This window comes from Sphingomonas sp. (assembly GCF_029239295.1).
Taxonomy (GTDB): domain Bacteria; phylum Pseudomonadota; class Alphaproteobacteria; order Sphingomonadales; family Sphingomonadaceae; genus Sphingomonas.
On the sequence record NZ_JAQZBC010000010.1, the window covers coordinates 62250 to 76405 of the forward strand.

At 64.9% G+C, this 14156-nt stretch carries 16 protein-coding genes and 1 pseudogene; 2 read left to right on the plus strand and 15 right to left on the minus strand.

From position 1 onward, the window contains the following. Positions 1–5: 5 nt before the first annotated feature. The 4 genes from K0S66_RS11170 to K0S66_RS11185 form a co-directional block, all read right to left on the minus strand. Complete coding sequence (locus tag K0S66_RS11170) at positions 6–752, minus strand: acyl-CoA dehydrogenase family protein (RefSeq protein ID WP_301075469.1); 747 nt, start codon at positions 750–752, stop codon at positions 6–8. Beyond that, a complete protein-coding gene (locus K0S66_RS11175) occupies positions 749–2281 on the minus strand; it encodes a long-chain-fatty-acid--CoA ligase (RefSeq protein WP_301075470.1) in 1533 nt (510 codons plus the stop codon). Before K0S66_RS11175 ends, K0S66_RS11170 begins: the two co-directional genes overlap by 4 nt. A gap of 27 nt (positions 2282–2308) precedes the next feature. After that, entirely contained in the window at positions 2309–4843 is a 2535-nt protein-coding gene (locus K0S66_RS11180; RefSeq protein ID WP_301075471.1) for a TonB-dependent receptor, read from the minus strand. Between the two features lie 96 nt (positions 4844–4939). Beyond that, positions 4940–5854, minus strand: a complete 915-nt coding sequence (locus tag K0S66_RS11185; RefSeq protein ID WP_301075472.1) for an oxygenase MpaB family protein — start codon at positions 5852–5854, stop codon at positions 4940–4942. A gap of 81 nt (positions 5855–5935) precedes the next feature. On the opposite strand from K0S66_RS11185, the gene K0S66_RS11190 reads away from it, so the two are divergent. Next, on the plus strand, positions 5936–6604 hold the full coding sequence (locus K0S66_RS11190) for a CerR family C-terminal domain-containing protein (RefSeq protein WP_301075473.1): 669 nt from the start codon (positions 5936–5938) through the stop codon (positions 6602–6604). Positions 6605–6633: 29 nt separating this feature from the next. On the opposite strand, the gene K0S66_RS11195 is transcribed toward K0S66_RS11190, so the two are convergent. The 11 genes and pseudogenes from K0S66_RS11195 to K0S66_RS11245 form a co-directional block, all read right to left on the minus strand. Continuing rightward, the gene (locus K0S66_RS11195) at positions 6634–7419 is read right to left on the minus strand and encodes an SDR family NAD(P)-dependent oxidoreductase (protein WP_301075474.1); all 786 of its coding nucleotides are present in this window, start codon (positions 7417–7419) and stop codon (positions 6634–6636) included. An 11-nt stretch (positions 7420–7430) separates the two neighbouring features. Then, entirely contained in the window at positions 7431–8627 is a 1197-nt protein-coding gene (locus K0S66_RS11200; protein ID WP_301075475.1) for a zinc-dependent alcohol dehydrogenase, read from the minus strand. Next, the gene (locus tag K0S66_RS11205; protein ID WP_301075476.1) at positions 8627–9235 is read right to left on the minus strand and encodes an SRPBCC family protein; all 609 of its coding nucleotides are present in this window, start codon (positions 9233–9235) and stop codon (positions 8627–8629) included. Before K0S66_RS11205 ends, K0S66_RS11200 begins: the two co-directional genes overlap by 1 nt. A 340-nt stretch (positions 9236–9575) precedes the next feature. Then, a complete protein-coding gene (locus K0S66_RS11210) occupies positions 9576–9986 on the minus strand; it encodes a hypothetical protein (RefSeq protein ID WP_301075478.1) in 411 nt (136 codons plus the stop codon). 272 nt (positions 9987–10258) lie between these two features. After that, a complete protein-coding gene (locus K0S66_RS11215; protein ID WP_301075479.1) occupies positions 10259–10684 on the minus strand; it encodes a glycosyltransferase family 2 protein in 426 nt (141 codons plus the stop codon). Positions 10685–10768: 84 nt separating this feature from the next. Further along, positions 10769–11179: a glycosyltransferase gene (locus K0S66_RS11220; RefSeq protein ID WP_301075480.1), complete on the minus strand. Its 411-nt coding sequence runs from the start codon at positions 11177–11179 to the stop codon at positions 10769–10771. 112 nt (positions 11180–11291) lie between these two features. Continuing rightward, positions 11292–11597, minus strand: a complete 306-nt coding sequence (locus K0S66_RS11225) for a glycosyltransferase family 2 protein (protein WP_301075481.1) — start codon at positions 11595–11597, stop codon at positions 11292–11294. A 100-nt stretch (positions 11598–11697) separates the two neighbouring features. Next, entirely contained in the window at positions 11698–12009 is a 312-nt protein-coding gene (locus K0S66_RS11230; RefSeq protein WP_301075482.1) for a glycosyltransferase, read from the minus strand. 152 nt (positions 12010–12161) lie between these two features. Then, positions 12162–12326: pseudogene (locus K0S66_RS16810) on the minus strand (antibiotic acetyltransferase); the annotation flags it as partial. 114 nt (positions 12327–12440) lie between these two features. After that, on the minus strand, positions 12441–12638 hold the full coding sequence (locus K0S66_RS11240) for a hypothetical protein (protein WP_301075484.1): 198 nt from the start codon (positions 12636–12638) through the stop codon (positions 12441–12443). 139 nt (positions 12639–12777) lie between these two features. Next, complete coding sequence (locus tag K0S66_RS11245; protein WP_301075485.1) at positions 12778–12969, minus strand: hypothetical protein; 192 nt, start codon at positions 12967–12969, stop codon at positions 12778–12780. Between the two features lie 51 nt (positions 12970–13020). Here K0S66_RS11245 and K0S66_RS11250 point away from each other — a divergent pair, with 51 nt between their 5' ends. Continuing rightward, the gene (locus K0S66_RS11250) at positions 13021–13830 is read left to right on the plus strand and encodes a methyltransferase domain-containing protein (RefSeq protein ID WP_301075486.1); all 810 of its coding nucleotides are present in this window, start codon (positions 13021–13023) and stop codon (positions 13828–13830) included. Positions 13831–14156 lie beyond the last annotated feature (326 nt).

Sequence of the window (14156 nt, forward strand, 5' to 3'; positions counted from 1 at the left end):
CTTCGTCAGGCGGCGTAGCGCCGCAGGTGATGGCGCGCTGTGCCGTCGCCCTGCGCCAGCGTCCGTGCGCGGCGGAAATAGCCGCCGAGGCGCAGTTCGGCCGTCAGCCCCATCGCACCATGGATCTGCACCGCGCCTTCACCGACCAGCCGAGCCGCATCGTCGCACACCACCCGCGCCGCGGAGACGGCACGTGCCCGTACAGCGTCGTCGCCACCCTCGACGGCGTCGATCGCGGCACCGGTGATCGCATCCGCCTGTTCGACGATCATCGCCATGTCGGCCATGCGATGCCGTAGCGCCTGGAAGCTGGCGATCGCCACGCCGAACTGCCGCCGTTCCTTTGAAAAGGTCGCTGCGTCGCGCAGCATCGTGCGGCACAGGCCCACGATCTCCGCACAGTGAAGGACGGTCAGCGCGTCCTCGGCCCATTGGCGCTCGCGCTGCTCCCTTGCACGCGCGAGCGCCGCGGCGCTGGCGTCAGCGCGCGGGCTACCCCCCTCCCGCGCACCAAGCCGCGTCGCAACCCAATGTTCGGACCAGGGCAGATCGACATTCGCCCGGCCGAACGCCGCTGCCACCACCGCAGCATCGCGAAGGTCGGTGCCAAGCCCCTCCTCGTCCGCCGCAATGCCTAGCTCAGCAAGGCCGGTGTCGATCACTGCCGCCTGCCAGTCGGCGCCATTCGCTAGCGCGGCGTCCAGCGTTTCGGCCAGCATCCGCTGTTCGTCGGTGCGCGCGAAGCTCGTCAATTCACTCTCCGTTCGTGACCGGCCCAGAAGGGCTCTCGCAGCGTTCGCCGCAGGATCTTGCCCGATGGATTGCGCGGCAGCGCCTCGATGAAATCGACGCTCTTGGGACATTTGAAGCCCGCGATCCGCTCACGCGCATGAGTGATGATCGCGGCGGGATCGCAGTCGGCGCCCGGCTTCAGCACGACGATCGCCTTCACCGCCTCGCCCCATTTGGGATCAGGCACGCCGATCACGGCGACATCGGCCACCGCCGGATGGCCATAGATCGCGCTTTCCACCTCGGCCGGATAAACGTTCTCCGCGCCGGTGATGATCATGTCCTTGATGCGATCCTGGATGAAGAGATAGCCGTGCTCGTCCAGGATGCCGGCATCGCCCGTGCGCAGCCAGCCATCGCCGATCAGCGCCTTGGCGCTTTCCTCCGGCTTGTTCCAATAACCGCGGGTGTTGTTCGAACTGCGGATCGCGACTTCGCCGATCTCGCCCGGGGGCAGCGTGTTGCCGTCCTCGTCGATGATCTTCAGTTCGACACCGGGCAGCGCCTTGCCCGCGGCGGTCATCTTGTCCTCTCGGCCAGGCAGATGATCCTCGGGTGGCAGCGCCACGATCGACCCCCAGGTTTCCGTCATGCCATAGACCTGGACGAAGCCGCATCCGATCCGTTGCACCGCCTGCTGTAACAAGGGCAGCGGGATCGGACTGGCGCCGTAGGACAGCGTCTCGATCGAGGAGAAATCGGCCGTCGCCGCCTTGGAATGCTGAAGCATCAGGCCGATTGCGGCGGGAACGAGAAACAGCCGCCGCACGCGATGTTCGGCGATCGCGTCCATGACGTTGGCCGCGTCATATTCGGCATGGATGATCAGCTCCTGCCCGCTGTTCACCGCGCCCAGCGCGACGCCGACGCCACCGATATGGCCATAGGGCATGGCGATGATCGTCGTGTCGCCCGGATCGGCAAGCAGCCAGTCGATCCGTGCATCGATCTGCTTCTGCCGCTGCCGAATACCATTGGCGTGGCTCAGCATGACGCCCTTGGGCGCGCCGGTCGTGCCCGAGGTGTAAAGCTGCAGCACCACGTCATGCTCGGTGACGGTCACTGCCGGCGCCACGGGGCTTTGGGCATCGCGCCAGCGAGCGAACCCATCGTCCATGACGACGACCTGGCCCACTGCGAAGTCGCGGGAGAAGGCAGGCTCGACGAACAGCAATTGCGACCCGGAATCGGCCAGGATGCCGTCGACCTCGGCCGGGGCAAGCCGCCAGATGATCGGCACCAGCACCATGCCCGCCCGGGCGGTGCCCAGCGCCAGTTCCACCGCCCAGTCGCTGTTCTTGCCGACATAGGCGACGCGATCACCATGGTTGAGCCCCATGGCGAGGAGGCCGTTGGCGATCTGCGACACATGCGCGTCGAAGGGCGCATAATCGGTCACCCGATCCTCGAACCGCAGCGCCACCTGCTGCGGCCGCTCCGCCGCATGACGCGCCAGCGCTTCCCCGAATGTCGGCGGCAAGTTCGTCATGCCCTCTCCCGCTCCTCTCTCATCGCCTCAGAACCGGAAGGTTGCCGTTGCACCATAAGTGCGCACCTGGCCGGGGAAGCGAACGACGATGTTGGCGTTGCTGGCCACGGCATTCCAGTAATATTCGTCGAAGAGGTTGCGGCCCCAGACGTTCAGCGCCCAGCTTTCATCCGCTGCCTTCACGCCGAAACCGGCGTTGACGACGGCATAGGGCTTGATGTCGTACAGCGGGTTGTATTCGAAGATCGTCGTCTGGCGCGATTGCCAGCGGACGTTCGCATTGGCGGTGAAGCTGACGTTGTCGTTGACCGGCTGGTCGAACAGCGCCGTACCCGACACCGTCCATTCCGGGCTGTAGATGAACCGTGCGCCGTCGAAATCCTGCGGCCGGCCGGCGGCGTTGGTGCCGATATAGCCGTTGATCCGCGTCTTCAGCCACAACGCGTTGGCAACCAGCGTCAATGGGCGCACCGGCCGGACTGTCAGCTCGCCTTCGATGCCATAGGCCTCGGATTTCGGGATGTTATCAAGACGGGCCAGCGCGGTGTAGATCGGATCAGCGAAATAGGCGCTGATCTGCTTGTCCTTGTAATCGTAATAGAAGCCAGCGACGTTCAGCTGCACGCGGCGGTCGAGGAAGCCGAGCTTTGCGCCGATTTCATAAGCGGTCAGCTGCTCCTGCCGGGCCGGAAGGTTCTGCGCCGCGTTGCTGGCCGCGTTGATCGGCGAGGTGCCCGATTTATATCCGCGCGAGATCGAAGCATAGAACAGCGTGGTCGCATTTGGCGTCACGTCGATCGAGCCGCGCCAGGCGAAATTGTCCTCATCCAGCCGCGAGTTGACGATCCCGAAGCTGTTGGTCGCGGGGTTGAAGGTGTTGCACTCGTTGATCCCGATCGGCGCGGCGAGCGGCAGCGTCGGGTTGAACAGCTGCTGGTAGAGGCCGCGGTTGAACAGGTTGATGTTGGTCACCATGCTGCCGTTGAAATCGCGCGAGCAGCCAGTGAACTTCTGCAGATCCTGCGTGTAGCGCGCGCCCAGCGTCAGCTTGATGAGATCGGAGAAGGCATAGTCGCCATTGGCGAAGATGCTCCAGGTGGTGGTGTCAAACGCGCCTTCGTCACGATAGGTGCGGAAGGTGGTGGCGGCATCGGCCAGCGTGTAGCCAAAGGTGTTGATCGGCGTGTTGACCAGCTGCGAACTGGCGAAACGCAGCAGCGCCGAATTGGCGTTCTGGCCCAGCAGCGTCCGGTTGGTGTCGCGGATCTTGTCCTTGGCGTAATAGCCACCGACCAGCCAGTTGTAGCCCGGCCCATCACCTTCGACGCGAAGCTCCTGCGCGAAGCTTTCGATGTGGCCGTCGGCTTCCTGAATCAGCACTTCGGCGGGGATGCCGGACCAGTCGAACGTCGCCTGGCGATCATATTCGTTATAGCCGGTGAGCGAGATCGCGCGGATGTTCTCGGACAAGTCGAGCTGCACGCGCGCCTTCAGGCCGAGGAAGTAATTGTCCTCCGCCAGCGGACCCTTCAACCCCGCGCCGCGCCCGATGTCGGCCGACCGGCGGGCATAGGGTGCCCAATCCGCCTGGCTGCCACTGCTCGGGCGATTGGCGGCGATATAGGCGGCCGCGCCCGGTGCGTTGAAGTTGCTCGCCGCGCCACCGCTGCCTGGCGTCGTCGCCGGCGTGAACCCGATCGCCTGGCCGACCACCGTGTCCGACTTGTTGACCCAATAGGTTGCCGAAAGGTCGATCTCGAACGGGCCGGGCTGAAGTGCCAACGAACCACGAACGCCATAACGCTTCACGCGGCCCAGCCGCTCGTCCGGTCGGCTGTTGCTGATCTGCCAGCCGTCGTTGCTGAGGTCGACGCGGTAGCCGATACGACCCTGGATCCCTTCCGCGATCGGGCCAGTGACATAGCCGCCGACGTTGAACGTCTCGTAATTGCCGATGTCGACCGACATCGCGCCCGACGCATCCTCGCTCGGCTTGCCGGTGACGAAGTTGATGAGGCCTGCGGTCGTGTTACGACCATAGAGCGTGCCCTGCGGGCCCTTCAGCACCTCGACCCGCTCGATATCGATCAGCGGGCCGGTGTTCATGATCGGATAGGCATAGGCGACTTCATCGACATAGGTGCCGACGGTCGATTGCGCCGACAGGTTGATCGAATTGAAGCCGATGCCGCGCAGCGTGTAGGTCGGCACGCCCTGGTAGCTTTGCGCCACGGTGAAGCTGGGAACGACGGCGGTCAGATCGCGAACGTTCTGGACGCGCAGTTCCTGCAACGTCTCAGATTCGAGCGCCTGGACCGAAATGCCGACGCGGTTGATCGATTCCGCGCGCCGCTGCGCTGTCACCACGATGTCGCTGAGCGCGGCATCGTTGGCGCGTGCGGGCTGCTGGCCAGTGGCCGGCGCCTCTGCCTGGGCGGGTGCTGCCGGTTCGGTGGTGGTTGTGGGCGCAGCGTCCTGCGCCTGTGCGCTCCCCGCCGCCACTACCGCCAGAATGCTGGCGCCCAGATACATTGCACGCCGCGTGCGACCTGTTGCGGTCATTGACCCTCTCCCCGATCCAAAGTCTGCGCCCGTTATTCGGGCATCTAGATTCCGTTCTACTAGCAGCGCCTGCGAACGCAGCGCCTGACACCTCTGTCAGGTCGCTGGAACGGCGCCCTGCGCCACCGCGTGCTGACCCAGCATCCGTTTCTGGGCGGCGGACGAGAGCCACGCAAAATCGCCCGGCAGCCCAAGCCGCTGCGCCGCCTGCCAGGCAGGCGAGCGACGATCGCGCACGCGATCCGCCAGCCTGCCGGCCGGGCGCAGCATCAGTCGGTCGGCACGGGTAAGATCAAACGCCGCGCCCAACTCCAGCCGCCGGCGTACCTCGTCAGGCAGCAGCGACACCGCGGCACGGGCGAGCGCGCGATGCAGGAAGCGTGGCACCGCAGGCGCGGCCTTGCCCGACTGGATGATCGCCAGGAATTCCAGGTTGATCGGATGCGCCTCGAACCTAGGAAGCAGATGATCCAGCATGGCGAAGAAATCGGCATCGCTGGTGAGCGGATTCTCCACGCCGTACAAGCGCACCACTGGTTCACCATCGCGATAATAGTCGCGCCGCTCCGCCTCGCTCAGCGGCGCGACAAAACGATGATACGCCTCCAAAAAGCCGTAGGCCGCGGTCGCACTCACCCAGTCGAGCAGATCGGGGTCCAGCGCACGGTACGCCTCTCCAGTGGGCGTCTCCCCCGTTACCTTGCGATGCATCCGGTTGACCCCGCCGATGATCCGCCGCGCGGTGCTGGCGGGGCCGAACACGCCGGCCATCGCAGCAACGCCGGTACGTTTCGACCGGCCGATCGGATCGACCTTGTACGTCGAATGATCCCACACGCCCGATCGTATCCGCGCATCGGCAAATTCCAGCAGCACTGCCGCCACTCCGCCAATCGCGATCGCAACCGGATTCTTGAACACGCGCCATTGCGGCGAGGTCGGCGGCACGAGCGACGCCTCGCCCACCGGGCGGGCATAATCGACCTGATAGCCGGGATCAGTTGCAGCCATGGGATAATTCCGATCATTCGATAGGATTTGGTACGACAAGGCAGGCTGTCGCGCAAGCGCAGAGCGCATTATGGGTGACTGGTGAGCAGTGGATCATCGCCGCGCGCCCGGGCGCCCCGTGGCCCGTATCGGAGCAGCGCAGAGACGCGGCAGCGGCTGATCAATGCCGCGCTATCGCTGTTCAGCAGGCACGGCTTCGATGGGGCGAGCACGCGCGACATTGCCGCCAGCACCGGCATCGCGCTGCCCGCCATCACCTATCATTTCGGTAGCAAGGAAGGGCTGTACCGCGCCTGCGCCGAACATGTGGTGGAGCGCTATCGCAGCCGGATGCAGACGGGGGTGGAGACGATTTACGCCAGCATGCCGGTGCCGCCGGATGTCGCCCGCGCGGCCCTGCAGCAAGTCGTCACCCTGCTCGCTGGCATGTTGCTGGACGCCGCCGATGACGACAGCTGGGTGACGTTCATGATGCGCGAAATGAACGATACCGGGCCGGCGCACGACCTGCTCTATCGCGATCTGTGGAAACCGGGGCTGGCGCTCGTCGCCGGGCTAGTGGCGGCGATCGGCGGGCGCGCCGAAGCCAGTGAGGCCGATCGGCTGGAGGCGCTGCTGCTTCTGTCCAGCTTTTCCGCCTTCACCACAGCGCGGCGTGTCGCGCTGGATTTCGGTGGATGGACCGCGATCGATGCATCGTTGGTGGCCGCGATCGTGGCCCGGCTTCAGGCCAGGATCGCGGCGCTCTAGACCAACGCGCGCGCGTCAGCGGGCAGCGCTTACTCCTTGCCCGATCCCGGTTCCGCCATGGCGCGGTGCCGTTCAGCCAGAACCGATTGCGGGACGACGCCGGCGCCCAGCACCTGGATCTTGTTCTTCAGGCCAGACACAATGTGCCCCTTGCCCGCCATAAGCGCATCCCATCCGTCCTTTGCCACATCGACCGGGTCGGACTTGTTCTCGCTCTGCCCGACGGACGTGTCGAGCATGTCGGCGCGGGCGAAGAACTCTGTATCGACCGGGCCCGGCATCAACGTGGTGAGCGTCACGCCCTCCACATCCTTGATCTCGTTGCGCAGCGCCTCGGTGAAATTGTCGATGAACGCCTTTGTCGCATTGTAGATCGCGTTGAAGCTGCCCGGAATGTAGCCGACGATGGACCCGGTCACCAGGATCTTCCCCGATCCGCGCGCTACCATGTCACGCAGCGTCTTTTGCAGCAGATAGACGGTGCCGGTGACATTGGTGTCGATAGAATGGCACCAATCCTCGACGCTTTCGTCGAGGAACGGCCCGCCCTTGCTGATCCCGGCATTGGCGCAGACCAGATCGATCTGCCGCCCCGCCGCCGCCGCGAGCGTCGTATCGACGCCCTCGATGGTGGACAGGTCAGCCTCCACCGCAACGACATTGGTGCCAAACTGCTGGAAATCGTTGGCGGCAGCCTGGATCAGCTGTTCGTCGGCGACGACAATCAGGTCATAGTCTTCGCGCGCCGCGAGCGTGGCCAGTTCGAAGCCGATGCCCGTAGAGGCGCCGGTAACAAGGGCGAGCTTATTAGCCATTGGGCCTCTCCTCAAAGATCGACTTCGATGCGCTCAAGGCCTGGCTTCAACACCACCTTGGTCACTTCATTCTGCTTGTCGTGGAAGATGCGGTAACCGTCCGGTGCGTTTTCCAGCGGCAAGGTGTGGCTGATCAGGAAGGTCGTATCGATCTTCTCTTCCATGATCGCGTTCAGCAACCCCGGCATATAATGCTGGACGTGCGTCTGGCCGGTCTTGAGCGTCAGGCCCTTTTCCATGAACGCGCCGAGCGGAAATTTATCGACAAAGCCGCCATAGACCGCCGGCATCGAAACCCGCCCACCCTTGCGACAGGCGAGAATCGCCTGGCGGATCGAGTGCGGCCGATCGGTACCTAGGAACGTCGATGCCTTTATCTGGTCGATCACATTGTCGACGAACAGGCCGTGCGCTTCCAGGCCAACGGAATCGATACAGGCATCCGGGCCGATGCCGCCGGTCATCTCCATCAGCGCCTCATAAGTGGCGCTTTCCTCGAAGTTGATCGTCTCGGCGCCGAACTTCTTCGCCAGTTCCAGACGGCGGGGGAAGTGATCAATCGCGATCACCCGCGCCGCGCCCATCAGGAAGGCGGACTGGACAGCGAACAGTCCGACCGGGCCGCAGCCCCACACCGCGACGGTATCGCCCGGCTCGATTTCGGCATTTTCGGCTGCCATCCATCCGGTGGGCAGAATGTCGGAAAGGAACAGCACCTTCTCATCCGAAACGCCATCGGGGACAACGATCGGCCCGACGTCGCTGAACGGCACGCGGACATATTCCGCCTGGCCGCCCGAATAGCCGCCGGTCAGGTGGCTGTAGCCGAACAGGCCGGCCATCGGCTGGCCGTACATTTCCTGCCCCAGATCCTGGTTGTCGGCCGGCAATCCGTTGTCACAGGCGGAATATTGGTGCTTGCTGCAGTGATAGCAGGCACCGCACGAGATGGTGAACGGCACGACTACGCGCTGCCCCTTCTTCAGCGTCGACTTGGGGCCGGTCTCGACCACCTCGCCCATGAATTCATGGCCCAGGATGTCGCCCGACTGCATCGTGGGAATGTAGCCGTCGTAGAGGTGAAGATCGGACCCGCAGATCGCGGTCGAGGTGATCTTGATGATCGAATCGCGCGGATTCAGGATCTCGGGATCGTCGACGGTGTCGACGCGCACGTCATGCTTGCCGTGCCAGGCCAGTGCTCGCATCAGTTCTTCCCCTCGTCCAGAAGGCGGCGGTTGCGCGCGCCGGTGGCGATTTCGCCCGTTTCCATCAGCTGCTTGAATCGGCGCAGGTCGCGCCGCGCCTGGATCGCGGGCTCACGCTGAAACATCTTGGCGATGACCTTGCCAATCAGCCCGGCGGGCGGATCATACAGGATCGTCGCGGTGACGATCGTCCCGCGATCACCCTGCGCGTCGCGGAAATCGATGCGCCCGCTATTCGGCACGTCGGCGCCCTCCTCGGACGCCCAGGCGATATATTCGCCCTCCTTCTCATCGGTGATCCTGGCGACCCATTCGACGGAGTTCCCGCCTGGCGCCGTTACGGTCCAATGCGTGCGGCGGTCGTCCAACACCTCGATCCGTTCGACATTCTCGAGCACGCTCGGAAGGTTCGTGAAGTCGCGCCAGAAGGCGAACAGCTCGGCACGCGGGCGGCGGATGGTAACGGTGCGCCCGATCAGCGTGTCGGCATTGCCGTCCGCCGGGGGTGAAAGGGTCGTGGCACCGGCGGCCTCGACGGCCGCGCCGCGGTGTTTCGATGTGGAAAGCGGCGCGTCGTCGGCACGCGCCGGGTCGATCGTATCGGCCATTGCATCCTCCTGAGGAATTGCGGCCTTAACGAGTTCAACAGCCAGCGCGTTCCGGCTGAAAACCGATCAATTCAAAAACTTGCCGGCGCCCCGGGCAGCGGAAATGGTATAGGCGCAACGCGAAACGCAGACATGGACCTCGTCAGCGATCGACAAAGTCGATCTATTATTGATGCAGATCAGTTTAACCTGTCGCATGACTTACACCGGACGAGCTTCATCGATCTCGTCCGGCGTCGTTTACTTTCTGCGTCATCAGCAGGACTTGTGATCTGCCCCGCGCGGTAGTGGCAGCCCTCTCAAGCGTTATTCCCAACGCACGAGGCGGCTGGCGGATGCATCAACGGCGGCGGCGCTCCTGCGCACGGGCGGCCGCAATGCTCGCCATCATCGTTTCATACTGGCCATGGGTGAAACCGGCATCGAAGAAGGCACGTAGCTCGCTCGCGGCGACCTGGAAGCTCTGGTGCCAGGCAAGCACCGCCATGCGGCGCAACGCCTCAAGCCGCTCGTCGGCAAGTCGCGGGTTGTTCTGCTTCATCACCGTGCGCAATGCGACCGAAAGGCGCCCCGGCTCGCGCAACGAGGACAGGCGATCATTGCTTGCGAGCGCGATGACCGACCATTCCAGCGCCCCGAGGCGGGCATCATCGGCATAGCGTGTGTCCCACGCGGTGCTGGCTGGAACGGGATCTGCCAGGGGTGCCAGCGGCAGCGCCGCGTCGATGGTGTTGAAGGCGATATAGGCCATGATGCTTCCCTTCTGCCCGGACGGGCGCGCGACCTCACACGTCCGCGCGGGGCGGCCATGCAGCGGCAGTCTGTTAATTCGTGATCACCGGGCGGGTCACGCCAGGCATCCTCGGCGCTGATCGCTGTCATTCGTTGATGACGGCAGAGCAGCTGTTGTGTACCAGTCGGTATAGTGGCGGCCACAAAGTCGGTCAACAACTATTTATACCGGTCGGTATATTTTGTTCAGCTGTCTCCGACGCGCAGCTCCGCACTCTGGAGCGTTAGCGGTCAGGCGATCCAATCCGGCGCACCGCGATGGTTGCGGATGCCCGCCCACCAACCCGCCAGCGCATTACGCCACTGTGCCCACGCCCCCCGCGCGGCGAACCGCGCGGCGCCCAGCAGCAAGGCGGAAAGGGCAGCAATCGGCAGATGTACGGGTGTGGTGTCCCGCACCACGTGAAGCTTGTTGCGCTCATCGAGGAAGATCGGCAGCCGCGGCCGCTGCCGGATCGCATCCGCCGATCCCGTGATCGCGCCCTGCCCATGGCAGACCCGCGCCCGTGGAGCGAAGCCCAGCCGCAGGCCCCTCGCCTGCGCGCGCAGGCACCATTCGATCTCTTCGGCGGAAAGGGAGTAATCGTCGCGCATCGGCCCGGCCGTCCGGACGAACGATCGGCTGACCAGCATACACGCCCCGAGCAGATAGTTCATGTGCCGGTCGACCGCAGCCGGGTCGACCGGGTCCTCGATCGATTCTCCCAGGCCGATCGAGGTGGCGCGGGCCAGCGCCGGATGTCAACGACCACCATAGGCCTGCACCCGGCCGTTCGGGTGGTACAAGATGCCGCCCACCGCGTCGCAATCGCCGCGGCCCAGCCGCTCGACCAGCGCGGCAAGAGCGCCGGGCTCCGGGACCGTGTCGGGATTGAGCACCCACCAGGCCGCCGCATCGGGGCGCTCGGCGATGCAGGCGTTGACCCCGCCGGCATAGCCAAGGTTGGCGGCCTGCGGCACGATCGTCACTGGCTGGCCGCCCGGCAGCTTGGCGGGAAGCTGCTCCTGCACCGCTCGCCGCGCCGCCGCGCCGCCATTCTCGCAGATCACCACCGCGAAATCGGTGAACGTCGATTCTGCAACTGCCGCCAGACAGCGCGCTACCAGCGCCGGATCGCGAAACGACACGATGCAGACGCCAATGGCACTCATGCGCGGCCGCCGACCAGCCGCAGCATGCCGTCTGCACATCGCCACAGTCGCAGCCCGGCGAGTGTCGCCAGCCCGCGCCGCCGTTCGCGCCAGTCGCTCAACGCCGGGCTGGTCAGCAAACGGGGCTGTGTGCCAGGATCGAGAGCGGCATCGCCGCACTGGCGACGAGCCACCGCACGCGCCCGCCGGGGCGCTGACGGGAAAAAACGAACATCTCCGCGTTCATTCGACGCCATTTGCGCAGCAAGGCCGGCCAGTCCGGGCGCGCCGGATGGCCGACCACTGCGGCGGCGGCATAGCCAATGCGAAACCCCCGTTCACCCGCCCGCACGCACCAGTCGCGATCCTCCGACGTGCCAACGTGAAACGGCCCCGTCGCGGCATACACGCTGCGCCGGCAGAACAGATTGGCCGTCACGGAGAACCCCTGCCGCTCGATATAAACGCGATTGTGGAACGCGAAGACCGCCTGATAGGCCTGCGACCCGCTTTTCCGTCAGGGCTATCGATCAGCACGTCTACCTGCCCACCGACGATGTCGTGATCCCACAGCGCCGCCATTCCCGCCTCGAGCCACCCGGGCGCGAGTGGGCGACCGCCACGTTGCGCGCCGGCCCGGCATCGCGCTCCGCCGCGGTCACCACCAGCGCCCGCCCCGCCACGATGTCACGAACCGCCGTTTCACCGCACGGGCTCATATTGTCGGCGACGATGATCTCGTAGCGATCGCGCGCCATCGTCTGCCGCATCAGCGCGGCAAGGCAGCGATCCAGCCCTGCAAGATCATCATAATGCGGAATGATGACGCTGACCTCTATCATCGCGCTCATGCCGCGGTCGCCAGCCCAGCAACATTGGCCGCTGCGCCCCTCCGTACCGGATCGAACACGAAATCTCGGTCGCGCCGCGCCAGCTCACGCAATTGCGCCAGGTCCATCTACCACCAACGGCTTTGCTCCAGCTTCGCCTGGACCGATGGTGAAAACCGTTCGCGCAGCACCCGAGCCGGACTGCCCGCGATGATGGCATAGCGCGGCACGTCGCGAGTCCCGACAGAGTCCGCACCGATGATGCTGCCACGGCCGATCCGCCGGCACCCCGGCAGAATCACCGCGTGATGGCCGATCCACACATCATCCTCGATGACCTGCGGCGCATCATAATGCCGGTCTTCCTCCACCACCCCAAACTGCCGCTCGTACAACACGGGATGGGTCGTGATGCCGGTCACAAGATGATTGATTGGCGCCGAATAGACCGTCTAGGCGATCGAGCAGTATCGCCCGATCACGAGTGGCCCTGGCATCCGCCAGGGATCGAAGCAGCCATAGCTGTAGAGCCCGACATCGACCCGGTAGCGTTCGCGGAACCAGCGGCGCAGCGCCAGGCTTCGGAACGGATCGCGTTGCCAGCGCCAAAGCCGCGCCTTTTCCACCGCGCGTCCCACCAACCGCCGCATCCCTCATCCTCATCTGCCAAGATGGGTGGGACATACCGCGCCGGAACGGAGATGACGCTTTAGCCGGTCTAAAACGGACCTAATTCTGAACGCCGCCGGATGCGCCAGTGCCTCAGCCCGGCGCGCTTCAGCACGGCCGTCAGCTTCGCACCGCAAAGGCTGCCACGACCAACCCTGCGATGATGGCGATCAGTTGCACTGTACGCCAGTCGACCACGCCGACCGCATCGGGATCGTGCCGCTGCGTGCGGCGCCGATCACCCCACGCCGCCCCGGCCGCCGCCGCTGCGCATGATGCCGCCACCCCATACAGCACCGCTTGCGTTGCCATTCACTTGCCTCCACACCCCCACCGGGGTCTTGCCCGGGAGAGATAAAGATAATGCGCACCATTGCCATTGCGACCGTTCTGCTTGCCAGTGCTGCGGCGGTATCCGCCCAATCGTCACGCCCGGCCGCGCCGCAACCTTCGGCAGCGATCACCGGCGCGGTCAACGATGCCCAGCGCAGTGCCGCCAACCGCCAGCGCGACCAATATCGCCGTCCTGCGCAAACGCTCGCCTTCTTCGGTGTGAAGCCAACCGACACGATCGTCGAATTCAGCCCTGGCGGCGGCTGGTACACGGAAATCCTTGCGCCGCTGACCAAGGGCAAGGGCCGCTATGTCGCGCTGGTCAACCCGCGCGGCGTCGACAGCACGCAGAAGATGCTGACCGCCAAGCAGGCGTGGTTCGGCCCCGCGACGGTCGCCACCATCGATCCGGCAGCGGGCACCAGCACCGTTCCTGCCGGCAGCGCCGACGTGGTCCTCACCTTCCGCAACGTGCACAATTTGCTGATGAACGACGATCCGCAGGTCGCCGCACGCACCTTCAAGGCGTTGTTCACCATGTTGAAGCCGGGCGGTGTGCTGGGCATCACCGATCATCGGCTGCCAGAGGCGATGGACACCGCGCTGGAGAAAAAGAGCGGCTACATAAAGCGCTCCACCGTGACGCAGCTTGCCGAGCAGGCCGGCTTCAAACTGGCGGGGGAGAGCGAGATCAACGCCAACTCCAAGGACACGCACGGTCACCCGAGCGGCGTCTGGACGCTGCCACCGACGTTCGCCTTGAAGGACGTCGATCGCGCCAAATACGCCGCCATTGGCGAGAGCGACCGCTTCACCTTGAAGTTCGTCAAACCGAAGTGAGCTGGTAGACCTTCCGACATGTCGACACGGAAGGACGGGTATGCCCTTCCCTGTCGCGTGGAGCTCGAACACACAGTAAGAAGTGCGGTGGGGTGCGCAGTTTCACAAGGGTCAGGGACGCGGCCCAGACGATTGTCCCGGTCGCGATCGGGCCGCCCGATCGCTAACCACCGCACTTAGCTCATGCTGAAGTCCGCTTGATGCGCTGAGTTTTGCGCGCGCAGCGAGACATGGCCATGATGCCGAAGAATTGCGGTGCAGACCGCACGCACGCGGCGAGACAGACGGTCGCTAAACTCGCGGTAAAGCTGCTCCTTCGATCCGCC

Excerpts from the sequence above, each read along its gene's own strand:
- K0S66_RS11180 (WP_301075471.1), bottom strand. The coding sequence starts at position 4,843 with ATGACCGCAACAGGTCGCACGCGGCGTGCAATGTATCTGGGCGCCAGC.
- K0S66_RS11240 (WP_301075484.1), bottom strand. The coding sequence starts at position 12,638 with ATGCGGCGGTTGGTGGGACGCGCGGTGGAAAAGGCGCGGCTTTGGCGC.
- K0S66_RS11195 (WP_301075474.1), bottom strand. The coding sequence starts at position 7,419 with ATGGCTAATAAGCTCGCCCTTGTTACCGGCGCCTCTACGGGCATCGGC.
- K0S66_RS11215 (WP_301075479.1), bottom strand. The coding sequence starts at position 10,684 with ATGAACTATCTGCTCGGGGCGTGTATGCTGGTCAGCCGATCGTTCGTC.
- K0S66_RS11185 (WP_301075472.1), bottom strand. The coding sequence starts at position 5,854 with ATGGCTGCAACTGATCCCGGCTATCAGGTCGATTATGCCCGCCCGGTG.
- K0S66_RS11245 (WP_301075485.1), bottom strand. The coding sequence starts at position 12,969 with ATGGCAACGCAAGCGGTGCTGTATGGGGTGGCGGCATCATGCGCAGCG.
- K0S66_RS11220 (WP_301075480.1), bottom strand. The coding sequence starts at position 11,179 with ATGAGTGCCATTGGCGTCTGCATCGTGTCGTTTCGCGATCCGGCGCTG.
- K0S66_RS11250 (WP_301075486.1), top strand. The coding sequence starts at position 13,021 with ATGCGCACCATTGCCATTGCGACCGTTCTGCTTGCCAGTGCTGCGGCG.
- K0S66_RS11205 (WP_301075476.1), bottom strand. The coding sequence starts at position 9,235 with ATGGCCGATACGATCGACCCGGCGCGTGCCGACGACGCGCCGCTTTCC.
- K0S66_RS11175 (WP_301075470.1), bottom strand. The coding sequence starts at position 2,281 with ATGACGAACTTGCCGCCGACATTCGGGGAAGCGCTGGCGCGTCATGCG.
- K0S66_RS11200 (WP_301075475.1), bottom strand. The coding sequence starts at position 8,627 with ATGCGAGCACTGGCCTGGCACGGCAAGCATGACGTGCGCGTCGACACC.
- K0S66_RS11210 (WP_301075478.1), bottom strand. The coding sequence starts at position 9,986 with ATGGCCTATATCGCCTTCAACACCATCGACGCGGCGCTGCCGCTGGCA.
- K0S66_RS11230 (WP_301075482.1), bottom strand. The coding sequence starts at position 12,009 with ATGAGCGCGATGATAGAGGTCAGCGTCATCATTCCGCATTATGATGAT.